Origin of the sequence: Catellatospora methionotrophica, from assembly GCF_011297335.1 — a bacterium.
GTDB classification, from domain to species: domain Bacteria; phylum Actinomycetota; class Actinomycetes; order Mycobacteriales; family Micromonosporaceae; genus Catellatospora; species Catellatospora methionotrophica.
In genome coordinates, this window is the sequence record NZ_JAAOTJ010000016.1 from 56,519 (window position 1) to 71,277 (window position 14,759).

The following is a 14,759-nucleotide window of genomic DNA, read 5'->3' on the forward strand; positions in this document are numbered from 1 at the left end:
CGAGTACCTCATGGGTGTTCAGCGGCTTATGGTGGAGATTGCCCGGTATGCCGGGGGACGCGTGCGTCTCCCGCAGCACCGGGACGGATCGGTCTGGGGGCACGCGGAGGTGGCGGGATGAGTTCTCTGTTGTTCGGCGATGAGCTGGTCACCAGCGAAGTGGCGGCGGCCCGCCGGGCCCTGGTCGACGGCCTGACGCTGCTCCGTACTTCGCTCAACGAGATGCTGGCCACGGCGGTACGTGGGGACGGCGGCACGCAGCGGATCCGTACCCGGCAGACCAACGACGCCACGGCCAGGCACCAGCCCCCGGGCACCAAGCCCGTGGGCGGCCGGGTCAACGGGCGCAGCGCGCCCACCCAGGCCAGCGGTTCGGCCGTGGAGGCAGGCGAGACCCAGGTGCTGCCCGCCGTCGAGGAGGGCGGCAGCGGCGGCACCGGATACCCGGACCGGCCCGATCCCAGCGACGCCGCACACGAGGTGTGGACGCTGGTCGAACGGGCCCAGCAGGGCGACTCCGAGGCGTTCGGGCTCATCTACGACCGGTACGTCGACACGGTGTTCCGGTTCATCTACTTCCGGGTCGGCAACCGTCCGCTGGCCGAGGACCTGACCTCGGACACCTTCCTGCGCGCGCTCAAGCGCATCAGCAGCTTCACCTGGCAGGGCCGCGATCTCGGCGCGTGGCTGGTCACCATCGCCCGCAACCTGGTCGCCGACCACTTCAAGTCCGGCCGGTACCGGCTGGAGGTCACCACCGGCGACGTGCTGGACGCCGACCGCGAGGACCGTGGCCCCGAGGGCAGCCCCGAGACGGCCGTGGTGGACCACATCACGAACGTGGCGCTGCTGACCGCGGTCAAGCAGCTCAACCCCGAGCAGCAGGAGTGCATCGTGCTGCGGTTCCTGCAGGGCTTCTCGGTGGCGGAGACCGCGCAGTCGATGGGCAAGAACGAGGGCGCCATCAAGGCTCTCCAGTACCGCGCCGTGCGCGCGCTCGCCCGTCTGCTGCCCGAGGGGTTCCAACCGTGAACGTGACTCACATCACTGCGGGTGCCCCGTCACCCTCGGCGGCCGTAACTGATCGTGCCCTGGTCCCGTTTGACCGGGTGCGAGCGGCATTCTCAGCGTTCGCTGTAACCATCACCGCGATCAGCGAAGGGGGGTGCCCGCGGTGAACAACATTTCCCTGTTCGATCGTGGGCGTGCCGAGCGCTTCGCCCAACTGGTCGACGAGGCCAACGGCGGCCGCCGTCACCACACCCGGTCCCGCCTCGACAGCCAGCTCGCCGAGCTGGTGACCGTCGGGCAGCAGTTGCGCACCGTCGCGCTGCCCGGCGTGCCCGAGGCCAACTTCAAACGGGATCTGCGCGCTCAGCTGATCGCCACCGCGGAACGCGACGGCATCGGTGTGACCGCCCGGACCGACGTCGAGGACCAGCGCGCCGCCGCGCCCTGGACGGCCCGTAAACCCGGCCGGGCCCGGGCCCGCGGGGCGATCGTCATCGGCATCGCCGCGGGCACGCTGGCACTGTCCGGCGTGTCGGTGGCCAGCGGCGAGGCGATCCCCGGCGACGCCCTCTACGGCGTCAAGCGGCAGACCGAGAAGGCCCAGCTCGCGCTGGCCGGATCGGACCTGTCCCGGGGTCGGCTCTACCTGGAGTTCGCCCGCACCCGCCTGTCGGAGGCGCACGCCGTGCGCACCGACGCGACCGGGTTCGGGTCCGCGCTCACCGACATGGACGCCGACACCACGCAGGGCATCCGGATGCTGATCACGTCCGCCATGGCGCGACGCGACACCTCCGCCCTGGACGCGGTGGACCGCTTCGTCGCCGACCAGCGGATGCTCGTCGGGCAGCTGCTCGACGGCAGCACCGACCGGGAGAAGGTCACCGGGTCGCTGTCGCTGCTGGACCGGATCGAGAAGCGCTCCGCGGCGGCCCGTACGGCGCTGGCCTGCGGTGCGGGCTCGAAGGAGAGCGACCGGCTCGGCTCGGTGCCCGGCTCCTGCGCCAACGCGGTCACTCAGCCGTCGCGGCCGGAGCAGCAGCCGCAGCCGGTGGAGACCAGGGAGAACGTCAAGCCCAACGGCAACGGCACGCCGGCGGCTCCGCAGGCGTCTATCGCGCCGAGCGCCTCGGCGTCGCCCGCGCCTGGCGAAGGCGAGACCGAGCAGACGAAGGACGACGGTCTGCTCGACGAGCTGGGACGGATCCTCGGCGGCCTGCTCGGCTAGCCGGAAACGAGCACCACGGGGGCGCGATGCCGGTAACGGCGTCGCGCCCCTACTGCGTCCGGCGGCCCGTGCCGCATAGGCTCTAGCGGTCGGCTTCGCGCACCCGGCACCCCGCGTTCCGCGCAGAAGGAGGCCCCCGATGGCACGTCGTCGCAGCCCCGCGCCGCCGACTGCCGCCGTCGGCACGGCCGTGCCGCAGACCGCCCCGCCCCTCATCCCCCCGGTCATCGTGCCGATGCCGCCGGCCGAGCCGGCCACCACGGTCGCCGACCGCACCGGAGCCGCGTTCTTCGACGTCGACAACACGATGATGCAGGGCGCCTCGCTGTACTACCTCGCCCGCGGCCTGGCCTCCCGGCGCTACTTCACCACCCTCGACCTGGCCAAGTTCGCCATCAGCCAGGCCCGGTTCCGGCTGCTGGCCGCCGAGCACGCCGGCGACATCGCGCAGGCCCGCCAGGCCGCGCTGGCCTTCATCAACGGCTGGAAGGTCGACGATGTGCAGCGGCTCAGCGAGGAGATCTTCGACGAGCTGATGGCCGACCGGATCTGGTCGGGCACCCGCGCGCTCGCCGACCAGCACCTAGCCTCCGGCCAGCGGGTCTGGCTGGTCACCGCCGCACCCGTGGAGCTGGGCCGGGTCATCGCGGCGCGGCTCGGGCTCACCGGCGCGCTGGGCACGGTCGCCGAGATCCGCGACGGGGCGTACACCGGACGCCTGGTCGGCGAGATGATGCACGGCCCGGCCAAGGCGCACGCCATCGACGCGCTGGCCGCCGCCGAGGGCCTGGACCTGACCCGGTGCACCGCGTACAGCGACTCGATCAACGACGTGCCGATGCTGACCAGCGTCGGCCGCGCGGTCGCCGTCAACCCCGACAGCGCGCTGCGCCGGATGGCCCGCGCCCAGGGCTGGGACATCCGCGACTTCCGGTCCGCGCGCAAGGCCGCCAAGGTCGCGGTCCCCGTCGCGCTGGGCGCGGGTGTGCTGGCGGGCGCGGTGGCGGGCGGCATGGCGCTGAGCCGCCGCCGGAAGAGAACGTGACCCTGCCCGGACGGAGCGGCCCCCCACCGCCACCCGGACCCCTCGCGAACTCCCCCGCGAGCCACGGCCAGCACCGGCATCCGGCCACCGTGCCGGTCACCCGTGCGGTCGCCCTGACGCTGGCGCTCGGCGCGGCAGGCTTCATGCTCGCGCTGAGCCCGCAGCCGCCCGACCCGCCGCCCGCCGCCGAACCCGCGCTCGCGCAGGCGTACGCGAACGCCACCGTCCAGGACACCCCGGGCGCGCTGGCCGACGGCTCGGCCTACAGCCCGCTCTACTTCGTCGGCGCGACCCGGTCCGTCGGCACCGCGCCGTCCGGCGACCAGGTGCGCCTGCTGCTGCGCGACGGCGGCATCGAACGCGAGCTGCGCCGCGTGCCCCAGAACGCGTCCACCGAGTTCGCCGGGTTCACCAGCGACGGCACGACCCTGGCCTGGGTGGAGCTGAGCAGCGACCCGGACGGCGCGGCCCGCGGCGGCATCTGGGCCGCTCGGCTCGACGGCGGCACGCCGCGCCTGGTCACCGCCGACACCGGCGCGGTGATGCTGTTCGACAGGCAGGGCGACCTGGCGCTGCACGACGGGCAGCTGAGCTGGATGGCCGACACCGGCCGGCCCGGCTACTCCGCGATCCGCACCGTGCCGCTGAGCGGTGGCAAACCCGTCGTGCGGGAGCTGGCGGGCGGGTACGCCATCGGCGCCTGGCCCTGGCTGGTCGGCGAACCGGTCGCCGACACCGGCGCGATCGAGCTGAACAATCCGCGGACCGAGGAACGGATCCTGGTCGGCGTGCAGCCCGGCGAGCTGATGAGCTGCTCGGCCACCTGGTGCCGGTCCCTGATCATCGGCAGCACCGAGTCGTCCACGGTCATCGAGCTGGTGCGCCCGGACGGTTCGGAGCGCGTACGCACGGTCACCGGCGCGGTCTCGTCGGCGATCACGGACGTCGCGGTGCTGGACCGGTTCGAGGTGTACACCCGCAGCACGCAAGGTCTGATCACGACCCGGGTCATGCTGTACGACCTGAAGACCCGCAGCCTGTCCCTGGTCACCGCGAACGCGGGCCGGGTCGCCTGCCGGGGCGGCGTGCTCTGGTGGTCCACCGGCGACAACGAGACCCTCACCTGGCACGCGCTGGACCTGCGCACGCTGTGACGGTCAGGGCGCGAACGGGTCCGGCCGCAGTTCCAGGGTCTCGTGCAGCATCGTCTGGATCGTCTCGCGAACCTGGTCGGCGAGGTTGAACACGACCGCGGGATCGTCGGCGGCGTCGGCGTACGGCGTGGTGTCGATGGGCTCGCCGAAGCGGATCAGCCACTTGCTCGGCAGCGGCACCATGCCGAGCGGCCCCAGCCACGGGAACGTCGGCGTGACCGGGAAGTACGGCGCGCCGATCAGCCGGGCCAGCGGCTTGATGTTGCCGAGCAGCGGATAGATCTCCTCCGCCCCGACGATGGCCACCGGCACGATGGGCTTGCCGGTGCGCAGCGCCGCCGACACGAAGCCCCCGCGCCCGAAGCGCTGCAGCTTGTACCGGTCGACGAAGTGCTTGCCGACGCCCTTGAACCCCTCCGGGAAGACGCCGACCAGCTCCTCGGCCTCCAGCAGCCGCTCCACGTCCGGGTTGCAGGCCAGCGTGGCGCCCGACTTGCGGGCCAGCTCCGACACGAACGGCATGCGGAACACGAAGTCCGCGCCGAGCAGCCGCAGGTGCCGGTGGGCCGGGTGCTCGTCGTGGCAGGCCACCGACAGCATCAGCGCGTCGAGCGCGACGGTGCCGGAGTGGTTGCCGACGACCAGCGCGCCGCCGTCGGCGGGCAGGTTCTTGACGTCGATGACCTCGGTGCGGAACCAGCGGCGGTAGAGCTGGCGCAGCACCGGCTGGAAGACCTGGTCGGTCAGCTCGGCGTCGAAGCCGAACTCGTCGACCTGATACTGCCCCGACAGCCGCTGGCGCACGAACGCCAGGCCCGCCGCGACCCGCTCGTCGAACTCGTCGTCGACCTCCGGGACCGTCACCGGCCTGCCCTCCCCCGCGTCTCGCGTACCGACCTGATCATGTCGAGCATCCGCTGCTCGGTCGCGGCGACCAGCGCGGGTGTGATGACCGCGCCCGGCTTCTGCGCGCGGACGAAGTCGTCGAAGGCGTCGGCCGTCGAGCGGGGCGTGAAGCCATACTCCCGGACCAGCCGCGCGGTGTCGACCACCCGGCCGTGCACGAACAGGTCCACCTGGTCCAGGCTCAGCCCGGCGACCCCGCGCCGGAACGAGGCGGCGGCGTGCATGGCGGGCTCCAGCACCGGCACCGCGATGCGCCCCGACCGGCGTACGGCCTGCGACAGGGTGAGCGTGCCGGGTCCGGCGACGTTGAAGGTGCCCTGGTGGTCCTCCAGCACCGAGCGGCGCAGGATCTCCAGCGCGTCGTCGACGTGGATGAACTGCAGGCGCGGGTCCCGCCCGAGCACCGTCGGCACCGCCGGGCGGGCCAGGAACTTCAGCAGCGCCGTGTCGGCCTGCGGGCCGATGAACGGGGCGAAGCGCAGCACGGTGGTGGTGACCTCGGGCCGCCTGCGGCGGAAGCCCCGCACGTACGACTCGATGTCGAGGATGTCGCGCGCGTACCCGCCCCGTGGCACGTCCCGGGGCTCGGTGTCCTCGGTGAACACGGCCGGGTCGCGGAACGAGACGCCGTACGCCGCCGTCGACGAGCGCACCACCAGGCGGCGCAGCGACGGCATCTGCTGGCAGGCGGCCAGCAGTTGGAGCGTGCCGATGACGTTCTGGTCCTTCATCGCGGCCCGCCCGCCGCCCTCGGCATCGGGCGAGGACATCACCGCGAGGTGCACGAGAGCTTCAGCACCGAGCTTGACCAGGGAGGACGCGCCTTCGGTCAGATCGACCCGGCGCACCGCGACATCGCGCAGCAGTGGTGCGAGCTCGTCGGGCGGATCGGCCCGGTCCACCCCGACCACCTTGTGGACCTGCGGGTCCGCGGCGATCCGGGCGGCGATGGTCGCACCGAGGAACCGGCTGACGCCGGTGACGATGACGACCCGGGGAGCGCGTGCGCGATCGGCGGCGGAGCCGTTGGCGACCGCGGTCATGACGCGCCTCCCCGGGGCGGCGAAGAATGAAGAGGAGCACCGCGCCTCCCGCAGGCCGTTGGCCCGCAGCAGGTCGACGCGGGACTGCGCCCGAGCTGCCGACACCGCCGGATGAGCGCACGATGGCGCTGCGAACCGGCCCGGTGGCTCAGCGCCGGGGCGCGGACCTCACTTGCCGAGACGGCGACGCTGGACGCGGGTCTTGCGCAGCAGCTTACGGTGCTTCTTCTTCGCCATACGCTTGCGGCGCTTCTTGACCACGGAGCCCATACGGCATCCCCTCGAAGTTGACGGTGGTGGAACCCGTTCAGGGTAGCCGAGCAGCCGCGAGCGCACTGCCAGGGGTCACCGTCAGGGTGAGCCGCACTACCGAAACGCAGAAGCTCGCGCTGCGGGGCTCGCAAGCTCACTCCTCGCACTTCGCCCTACTGCTCCGAGAAAGCGCCCCGCAAGTACTCCTGAACCGCCTGCTCAGGAACCCGGAAAGAGCGCCCCACCCGGACGGCGGACAGCTCCCCCGAGTGGACCAGGCGGTAGACCGTCATCTTCGACACCCGCATCAGGGTCGCCACCTCGGCGACGGTGAGGAATCTGACCTCAGCCAGCCGTGCGTCCTGTCGTGTCGATCCGATCATGAGCAGGCCCACCTCCTCCGGTGTGTAACAAGTACGGTACCGGGACGGTTGTTACCGATGCGAGCCTTTCGTCAAGATCGGGGCGGATCACGCGGTGATCAGGCGACGCTGTGCCGGACGAAGTCGGCGCACTCGCGCTCCAGCGCCGCCCAGTCCGTCCCGAAGATCTCCTGGGCTCCGTCCTGCACCGTCACCCCGTCGTGCACCACTCGGTGGAAGAACTCCACCAGCTTCGCCTCGCCGAAGCGGTCGGCCAGGTGGGTCATGGTCAGCCCGCTGATGCCGTAGCGGGCCGAGACGACCCAGCCGGCGGTGTTCGGGGGCGGATCGGCGAACTCCACGTCGCCGTCCCAGCCGCTCTCCACCAGGCGCTTGATCGCCGGAAGGCGCAGGTAGTCGCGCACCGGGCGGCCGTTCATCCCCGCGTAGTCGGCCAGGCCCTCGTGCAGCCACCACATGGTGTCGCTGTCCTTGAACGGCCCGGCCAGCGACGACGCGTGGGTCAGCTCGTGGCGCAGCACCCCGGACAGCACCTCGGGCGTGATGTTGTCCTCGTAGAGCATCAGCTCCCAGCGCTCCACGCTCACCCGCAGCGCCACGCCGGACACCGTGTCGCCCGGGTTCCAGGTGAACCAGCGCCGCCACTCGTCCGGCCCGGCGTAGTACACGACGTACCGCGACGGGGTCGCGCCCGCGCGGGCGAACCGGTCGGCGACCTTGGCCGCCTTCTCCGCCTCGGCCAGCAGGACCGGCAGCTCACCCGCGTACGCGGGGGTGGTCGCCACGACCGTGCGCTCACCCGCGTCGGCGACCAGCTCGGCGACCTGCCACGGATGCGGCGACGGCTGGGCGGTCACCGGCGTCCACTCGACCAGCCACGCGCGGTCGTCATGGATACGCCACCGGGTCTGCGCCCGCGCGCCCGCCTTCGCGCAGGTGGACGTCACGAAACAGGGGCTGCCGCGCAGCTCGGTCGTCCACTGCTCGCCGCCCTCGGCCGCCACCGCGGTCGGGTTGGAGGGCTCGTCGGTCCACCCCGCCACCCGCATCGCGCGCAGCGACCGGAACTGCGTGCGCATCCCGTCCAGCACCTGCGGCGCGGTCGAGTCGACCACGGCCAGGTAGGCCTGCTCGTCACCGGCCAGCAGGGCCCGGCGCTGCTCGGTCAGGGCCAACCCGATCCGGCTCTTGATCCAGGCCTGCCGGGCGGCGAACGGGGCGTTCGGGCCGGGGCTCGGCACGCCGCTCGGCGCGGTGCCGTCGAACCGTTCCTTCAGCCACGGGAACGCCACCACGGCGACCCCGCCGACTACCAGGCACACCACCACCATGACGACGGCCACGACCGCCAGCAGCCGCCCCCAGCGCCGCCGTGGCCGCACCGGAGGCCCACTCGGGGGCCACGCCACCGGATGACCGCCCGGCACGCCCGACGCGGGATACGGCGGGTATCCGCCGGGCGTCCCGGACACCGGCGGGGCGGCAAACCCTCCACCTGGCCCGCCGGACACCGAAAAACCGCCCGGTGTCGGCGACGCGGGATAGCCACCCGGTGTCGCGGAGACGGGATAGCCGCCGGGGGATCCGCTCGTCGGGTAGCCGGCGGGTGATGCGGAGGCCGGATGACCCGCGGGCGCGGCGGAGACCGGGTAGCCGCTCGGCGGCGCGACGGGCGGCGGATAGCCGGACGGGGGCATCGGCGCGGGCGGCGGCACGAAGGTCAGGTCCGCCGCGGCCTGCGGCGCGAATGCGGCGGGCGCCAGCGTGGGCGGCTCGGCGGGTGAGGCGGCGAACGGCGCGGTCGGCGGCTCGACGTAGGCCTCCAGGCCGCCGAGCGGGACCGGACCGACCGGGGCCTGCGCGTATCCGGCCAGCGGCGCGGTGGGCTGCTCGTCGTCGGGCGGGGCGGCGGAGTGCGCGGCGGCGATCACCGCGGCCGGGGTCGGGTCCTCGTCGTCGAGCGGCAGGAGTTCGGGCGCGCTGCGCGCCCAGGGGTCGACGGCCCCCGTGCCGGTCTCGTCGGGCGAGCGTCGATCGGCGGGCGGGGGCCAACCGGCGGAAGGGTTCTCGTCCTCGGGGGGCACGGACGTGGAGGCTACCAACGGGTTGCTGCCACGGGTAGGGCTCACGGCCACCGAATCCGGTATGAGCGGCATGGGCGGTCAAGCCCTTCCGCCCGATTCGCCCCCTACCCGCTGCTCAGCGCGAGGTACGCCGCACGTAATCGACCAGATCCCGCTGCACCACGGTCCAGCTCAGGCCGAGCACCGCCGGTGCCGCCAGTGCCGCTTCCCGGCTCTGGTGCAGCACGCTCTTGAAGAACGCCATCGCCTTGGCGAACCCGAACCGGGCGATCAGCCGGTGCACCGCGAGGTACGCCACGCCGTAGCTCCCGGCCACCGCGCCCTGCGCCGTGGTCCGGCCGGGTGCCACCACGGAAAGGTCGCCCTTCCAGGTCTTGGCGAACGTGCGGACCTCGTCCAGCGACGGGTACGCCGCCGGCTTCGCCCCGTTCATCGCGGCCTCCTCGGCCAGGCCCTCGACCAGCCACCACGCGCCGTAGCCGCCGGTCGAGCCCGCCAGCGACGAGGCGTGTGTCAGCTCGTGCCGCATCATGTCGCCCATGCCGCCCTGCAGCAGGTAGTCCCCGTTGAGCACGAGTTCGTAGCGGTCGTTGGTGACCGCGTAGGCGTAGCCGCCGGCCCAGTCCGGCAGCTTGCCGCCGAACCAGCGCTCCCACTCGCGGCTGTCGGCGTAGTAGACCGGGTAGCGCACGGGCGGGCTGCCGACGGCGTACTTGTCGGCGACCTTCGCGGCCTTCTCCGCCTCGCGGAGCAGCAGCGGCAGCTGCCGCTCGTAGACGGGGGTGGTGGCGACCACGGTGCGGGCACCGGCCAGGGCCACCAGCTCGTCGGTCTGCCAGGGCGGGCCGCCGTTCTTGTCGCCGGGCTCCCACCCCACCATCACGGCCTTGTCGCCCTCGACGCGCCAGCGCATGACCGAGGGCGTCCGGGACTCCGAGCACGACGCGACGACGAAGCACGGCGTGCTGTTGAGCCGTACGGTCCACTCGTCCCCGGTGGGGCTCGGCTGGTAGCCGCGGTCGGTCCAGGACGCGACCTTCATCGCCCGCAGCGACCGGAACTGGATCCGCAGCCCGTCCAGGGCCGACGTCGCGGTCGGGTCGACCATCGACAGGTAGCCCTGCTCGTCCCCGGCGATCAGGGCTTTGTTCTGCACCGCGAGGGCCTTGTCGATGCGCTCCTTGACCCAGGCCTGCCGCACACTCACCGGGTCACCGGGCCGCGGGCTGGGCGCGGTGCCGGGCGTGTCCGTCCCCGCCTCGGCGAGCTGCTCCAGCACCGGCGGCACCACCACGACCGCGAGCCCGCCGACCGCACCGCAGACCAGCGTCAGGCCACCGGCGACCAGCGCGACCACCAGCCCCCAGCGACGGCGCGGCCGGTGCAGCACCGCCGGGTCCGGCCACAGCGTGGGGTACGGATACGGCACGTTCGGAACCGGCTGCGTACCCGGCACCGGCATCGCGCCCGGAGCGGGCTGCTCGGCCTGCACGACCGGGCCCGGTTGCTCGACCGGCGCGTCGGGGGCGGACCGCTGCGCGGGCACCGCCGGGAACGGCTGGATCCGCACGGCTGGGGCGGGCGCGGGCGGGATCGAGGACCCGTCAGCGGATGGGGCGGCGTCCTCGTCGTTCACGGACGAGGACGCTACCCACCTGCGCAGCCGAGTTGATCAGCCGGACGGTCACTTCTTCGAGATCAGTGCCCGGCCGAAGAAGGCGAGGTTGGCGGGACGCTCGGCGAGACGGCGCATCAGGTAGCCGTACCACTCGGTGCCGTAGGGCACGTAGACCCGCACGGTGTGCCCGGCGCGGGCCAAGCGGGTCTGCTCCTCGGGGCGGATGCCGTACAGCATCTGGAACTCGAACTCGTCCGGCGCGCGGTCGAACCAGCGGGCCCGGTCCTGCGCGATGGCGATCAGGCGCGGGTCGTGGGTGGCCAGCATCGGGTAGCCCTCGCCCGCCATCAGGATGTTCATGCACCGAACGTACGACTTGTCCACTTCCAGCGGAGCCTGGTACGCCACGTGCTCGGGCTCCTTGTAGGCCCCCTTGCACAGCCGCACCCGCGATCCGGCGGTGGCCAGCTCCCGGCAGTCGCCCTCGGTGCGGCGCAGGTACGCCTGCAGCACCGCGCCCGTGCCCGGGTGGTCGCGTCGCAGCCGGGACAGGATGTCCAAAGTCGAGTCGGTGGTGGTGTGGTCCTCCATGTCCAGGGTGACCGTGGTGCCCAGCGCCGCGGCGGCCTCGCAGATCTCCCGGGCGTTCTTCTCCGCGAGCTGCTCGTCGAAGGCCTGGCCGAGCGCGGACAGCTTCAGGCTGACCTCGGCGGTCGCCACGGTCACCGGGCCGCCGCCCTCCTTGGGCGCGGTCAGCCCGGCCTGGCCCAGCGCCGCCAGCAGCTCCAGGTACGCCTCCTTGGTGGCGTTGGCCTGGTCGGCGGTGAGAGTATCCTCGCCGAGGTTGTCCAGCGTGATGCAGAGACCGGCGTCGGCGAGCTGCCTGGTGGTGGCGAGCGCCTCGCCGGTGCCGGAACCGGCGACGAAACGCCTGACGACGTCCCGGCTGATCGGTGCGGTCTCTACGAGCCGTTCCACCTTCTGGGATCGGGCGGCGGCGAGGATCACGGAGCGAAGCATGAGGGCAGCGTAACCCGCGTGTGCTGACGGGCTCACGGGACTCCTGCCCGTTGTATACAAGAACACGGCTCGATATCTCGACTACCGGAGGGTTGTGTGAGTCGGCTACAAACGTCAGCTGTGAACTCCAACCCGCTCCGCTCCCCTGCTGTGATCATCGGTGGGGTCGTGCTGCTCGTCGCCGGTCTGGCGTGCGCGCTCGACGACGATGACGACTGCTCGAGCTCGCCCCAGCCGCAGCCGACCGTCTTCGCCGCCGGCGGCTCCGGCATCCGGCTGGCCGAACCTCCCGCCCCGACCGAGGCACTGCCCGACTCGGGCGGCTTCGGCACCCACCTCGCCTCCTGCGGCGGCTGATCGCCCGTGCAGCGGCACCAGGTCGAACCCCGCCCGGACTGGCGTGAGACGGTCCGGGCCCAGGGCATGCTCTACGCCGACACCAAGCTCGACGACGGCACCACGATCCCGTACTGGGACGAGTCGGCCTGCTACGCGTTCGGCCTGGACGAGGTGCTGCGCCTGGAGGAGGCGACCGAGGAGCTGCACCGGATGTCGCTGGCGGCCGCGCGGCACGTGGTGGAGCAGGACCGGTGGGCCGAGCTCGGCATCCCGGCCTGGGCCGTGCCCGAGGTGCGCCGGGTCTGGCGCGAGCAGCCGCCGACGCTCTACGGCCGGTTCGACCTCTGGTACGACGGCAGCGGCCCGCCGAAGATGCTGGAGTACAACGCGGACACGCCGACCTCGCTGCTGGAGGCGTCGATCATCCAGTGGTTCTGGCTCACCGACACGCGGCCGGACCTGGACCAGTGGAACAGCCTGCACGAGCGCCTCATCGCGGCCTGGCGCAGGCTCGGCCCCGACTTCGCGCCGGGCCCGGTGCACTTCGCGTGGTCGAACCTGGAAGAGACGTTCGAGGACCTGATGACCGTCGGCTACCTGGCCGACACCGCGCACCAGGCGGGCCTGGACGTGCGGGTGACCCCGATGCTCGACATCGCCTGGGACGGGCGGCGCTTCCGGGACAGCGGCGGTGACCCGATCAGCACGATCTTCAAGCTGTATCCCTGGGAGTGGATGGTCGCCGAGCCCTACGGGCGGCTCGCGCTGGCGCCGGGCACCCCGACCACCTGGATCGAGCCGGCCTGGAAGCTGCTGCTGTCGAACAAGGCGCTGCTGGCCGTGCTCTGGGAGCTGTACCCCGGCCACGAGCTGCTGCTGCCCGCATACCTGGACGGCCCGCGGGACATGGCCGAGTACGTCGCCAAGCCGCTGCTGGGCCGAGAGGGAGCCAATGTGCGGATCGTCACTGCGGCCGGTGAGCAGGTCACGGACGGTATCTACGACACCGGCGGGCACTGCTTCCAGGAGTTCCGTGCGCTGCCGTCATTTGAAGGCAACCACGTGGTGCTGGGTTCGTGGATCATCGATGGCGAGTCGGCGGGACTCGGGCTACGGGAGAGCACCAGCCTGATCACGGACGGTCACGCACGGTTCATACCCCACTATGTTGACACCCCACGCACGCCGTAGGTGCACTACCTTTGTCGGGTGAACTTCGATGCGTACGCCCGAACGGCTGTTGATCTTGTCAACGCGCCGCTGGACGACCTGAGCCAGCTCCGCGCTGTCCTGCCGGGGCCGGACTGGATGTGCGAGGACGCCACCGAACGTGACCTGCAGGCATTCCGCAAGGCACAACGCCGCCTGCGCGAGGTCTTCGAGCACGGTGCGCACGGCCGCGAACGCGAGGCCGTCGAAGAACTCAACTCGCTGCTCGAAGCCCATCCGGTGCACCCCCGCATCTCCGGTCACGAGTCCGGGAACTGGCACATCCACGTCACCAGCCGCGGCTCCGCGGTCAGCGCCGAGTACCTCGCCGGGGCCGTCTGGGGCCTGTCGGTGTGGCTCTGCGAGTACGGCAGCGCCCGCTTCGGCGTGTGCGCCGACGACCGGTGCGGCAACGTCTACCTCGACACCTCGTCCAACAACTGCCGCCGCTTCTGCTCCGAGCGCTGCGCCACGCGCTCGCACGTCGCGGCCCACCGCGCCCGCAAGAAGGCCGCGGTGTCCGAGCTGGCCTCCCACTCCAAGGCCCAGCTCAAGCCGACCGTCCCGGCCCAGCCCACGCTCACTCCGGTCGGCTGACCCACCCGTCCGTCACGAAGGGCCGCTTCCCTGCCGGGGAGCGGCCCTTCGTCTCACGATGCTCAGGAGCGGGTCGGCGCCACACCCGCCGCCAGGTGCGTACGCGCGAACGCCAGCGCCTCGGCGAGGTCGGCCTCCCGGGCGGCGCGACTGCCCGCCTTGCGGGTGGCCACCTCCATCGCCACGGAACCGGTGAACCCGCGCCGCTCCAGCCCCTCCAGCAGGCGGGCGCACGGCTGCGTGCCACGGCCGGGCACCAGGTGCTCGTCGCGGCCCTCGCCGGTGCCGTCGCCCAGGTGGACGTGGGCCAGCCCGTCGCCCATCGTGTCGGCCATCTCCAGGGCGTCGGAGCGCGACGCCGCGCAGTGCGACAGATCCAGGGTGTACGAGTCGTAGCCGGCCTCGGTCGGGTCCCAGCCGGGGTAGTACGGCACCACCTGGCGGCGGCCCATGCGCACCGGATACATGTTCTCCACCGCGATGCGCACCCCGGTGTGCCGGTGGGCCAGCTTGCCCACCGTGTCGGCGAAGCCCCGGGCGTAGTCGCGCTGCCAGGTGAACGGCGGGTGCACCACGACCGTGGGCGCGCTGAGGGTGTCGGCCAGGATCACCGCGCGGCGCAGCCGCTCCTTCGGGTCGCTGCTCCAGACCCGCTGGGTGACCAGCAGACAGGGCGCGTGGATCGACAGCACCGGCACGCCGTAGTGCTGGGACAGCCCGCGCAGCGCTCCGGCGTCCTGGCTCACCGCGTCGGTCCACACCATGACCTCGACCCCGTCGTACCCCAGAGACGCCGCCAGCTCGAAAGCTGCGGCGGTGGGCTCGGGAAAAACGGACGAGCTGGACAGGAGTACGGGAACGGACACGTTG

Annotated in this window: 14 protein-coding genes and 1 pseudogene; 7 read left to right on the forward strand and 8 right to left on the reverse strand. The window is 72.4% G+C overall.

Features of this window, described 5'->3' with window-relative positions:
• Positions 1–222: 222 nt before the first annotated feature.
• The 4 genes and pseudogenes from HAV40_RS28285 to HAV40_RS28300 all read left to right on the forward strand — a co-directional run bounded on the left by HAV40_RS28285 (position 223) and on the right by HAV40_RS28300 (position 4,438).
• Positions 223–1,032 (forward strand): ECF subfamily RNA polymerase sigma factor, BldN family, encoded by an 810-nt coding sequence (locus tag HAV40_RS28285; RefSeq protein ID WP_409365007.1) that lies wholly within the window; start codon positions 223–225, stop codon positions 1,030–1,032.
• A 142-nt stretch (positions 1,033–1,174) separates the two neighbouring features.
• Positions 1,175–2,014, forward strand: a pseudogene (locus tag HAV40_RS28290) (DUF5667 domain-containing protein); the annotation flags it as partial.
• A 460-nt stretch (positions 2,015–2,474) separates the two neighbouring features.
• Positions 2,475–3,284, forward strand: a complete 810-nt coding sequence (locus HAV40_RS28295) for an HAD family hydrolase (protein ID WP_239086910.1) — start codon at positions 2,475–2,477, stop codon at positions 3,282–3,284.
• Positions 3,285–3,373: 89 nt separating this feature from the next.
• The gene (locus HAV40_RS28300) at positions 3,374–4,438 is read left to right on the forward strand and encodes a TolB-like translocation protein (RefSeq protein WP_166386549.1); all 1,065 of its coding nucleotides are present in this window, start codon (positions 3,374–3,376) and stop codon (positions 4,436–4,438) included.
• A gap of 3 nt (positions 4,439–4,441) precedes the next feature.
• Here HAV40_RS28300 and HAV40_RS28305 read toward each other — a convergent pair whose 3' ends face one another.
• The 7 genes from HAV40_RS28305 to HAV40_RS28335 form a co-directional block, all read right to left on the reverse strand.
• Positions 4,442–5,302 carry a lysophospholipid acyltransferase family protein gene (locus HAV40_RS28305; protein WP_166386551.1) on the reverse strand — a complete coding sequence of 287 codons (861 nt, stop codon included), beginning with the start codon at positions 5,300–5,302 and terminating at the stop codon, positions 4,442–4,444.
• Positions 5,299–6,387: an NAD-dependent epimerase/dehydratase family protein gene (locus HAV40_RS28310; protein ID WP_166386553.1), complete on the reverse strand. Its 1,089-nt coding sequence runs from the start codon at positions 6,385–6,387 to the stop codon at positions 5,299–5,301. Before HAV40_RS28310 ends, HAV40_RS28305 begins: the two co-directional genes overlap by 4 nt.
• Positions 6,388–6,555: 168 nt before the next feature.
• Entirely contained in the window at positions 6,556–6,657 is a 102-nt protein-coding gene (locus HAV40_RS28315) for a 30S ribosomal protein bS22 (protein ID WP_007465623.1), read from the reverse strand.
• A 155-nt stretch (positions 6,658–6,812) separates the two neighbouring features.
• Entirely contained in the window at positions 6,813–7,022 is a 210-nt protein-coding gene (locus HAV40_RS28320) for a helix-turn-helix domain-containing protein (RefSeq protein ID WP_120321539.1), read from the reverse strand.
• Between the two features lie 98 nt (positions 7,023–7,120).
• Entirely contained in the window at positions 7,121–9,106 is a 1,986-nt protein-coding gene (locus HAV40_RS28325) for a hypothetical protein (RefSeq protein ID WP_166386555.1), read from the reverse strand.
• 115 nt (positions 9,107–9,221) lie between these two features.
• Positions 9,222–10,742, reverse strand: coding sequence for a hypothetical protein (locus HAV40_RS28330; protein ID WP_166386557.1), 1,521 nt, complete (start codon positions 10,740–10,742; stop codon positions 9,222–9,224).
• 48 nt (positions 10,743–10,790) lie between these two features.
• Positions 10,791–11,744: a proline dehydrogenase family protein gene (locus HAV40_RS28335; RefSeq protein WP_166386559.1), complete on the reverse strand. Its 954-nt coding sequence runs from the start codon at positions 11,742–11,744 to the stop codon at positions 10,791–10,793.
• A gap of 120 nt (positions 11,745–11,864) precedes the next feature.
• On the opposite strand from HAV40_RS28335, the gene HAV40_RS28340 reads away from it, so the two are divergent.
• From HAV40_RS28340 to HAV40_RS28350, 3 genes are read left to right on the forward strand one after another with little or no spacing between them, the layout of a single operon-like run.
• Entirely contained in the window at positions 11,865–12,101 is a 237-nt protein-coding gene (locus HAV40_RS28340; RefSeq protein WP_239086899.1) for a hypothetical protein, read from the forward strand.
• A gap of 6 nt (positions 12,102–12,107) precedes the next feature.
• Entirely contained in the window at positions 12,108–13,274 is a 1,167-nt protein-coding gene (locus tag HAV40_RS28345) for a glutathionylspermidine synthase family protein (RefSeq protein WP_166386563.1), read from the forward strand.
• Positions 13,275–13,292: 18 nt separating this feature from the next.
• Positions 13,293–13,889 (forward strand): CGNR zinc finger domain-containing protein, encoded by a 597-nt coding sequence (locus HAV40_RS28350; protein ID WP_166386565.1) that lies wholly within the window; start codon positions 13,293–13,295, stop codon positions 13,887–13,889.
• 62 nt (positions 13,890–13,951) lie between these two features.
• On the opposite strand, the gene HAV40_RS28355 is transcribed toward HAV40_RS28350, so the two are convergent.
• On the reverse strand, positions 13,952–14,755 hold the full coding sequence (locus HAV40_RS28355) for a sugar phosphate isomerase/epimerase family protein (RefSeq protein ID WP_239086898.1): 804 nt from the start codon (positions 14,753–14,755) through the stop codon (positions 13,952–13,954).
• Between the last annotated feature and the right edge of the window lie 4 nt (positions 14,756–14,759).

Excerpts from the sequence above, each read along its gene's own strand:
- HAV40_RS28285 (WP_409365007.1), top strand. The coding sequence starts at position 223 with ATGCTGGCCACGGCGGTACGTGGGGACGGCGGCACGCAGCGGATCCGT.
- HAV40_RS28315 (WP_007465623.1), bottom strand. The coding sequence starts at position 6,657 with ATGGGCTCCGTGGTCAAGAAGCGCCGCAAGCGTATGGCGAAGAAGAAG.
- HAV40_RS28335 (WP_166386559.1), bottom strand. The coding sequence starts at position 11,744 with ATGCTTCGCTCCGTGATCCTCGCCGCCGCCCGATCCCAGAAGGTGGAA.
- HAV40_RS28320 (WP_120321539.1), bottom strand. The coding sequence starts at position 7,022 with ATGATCGGATCGACACGACAGGACGCACGGCTGGCTGAGGTCAGATTC.
- HAV40_RS28310 (WP_166386553.1), bottom strand. The coding sequence starts at position 6,387 with ATGACCGCGGTCGCCAACGGCTCCGCCGCCGATCGCGCACGCGCTCCC.
- HAV40_RS28295 (WP_239086910.1), top strand. The coding sequence starts at position 2,475 with ATGCCGCCGGCCGAGCCGGCCACCACGGTCGCCGACCGCACCGGAGCC.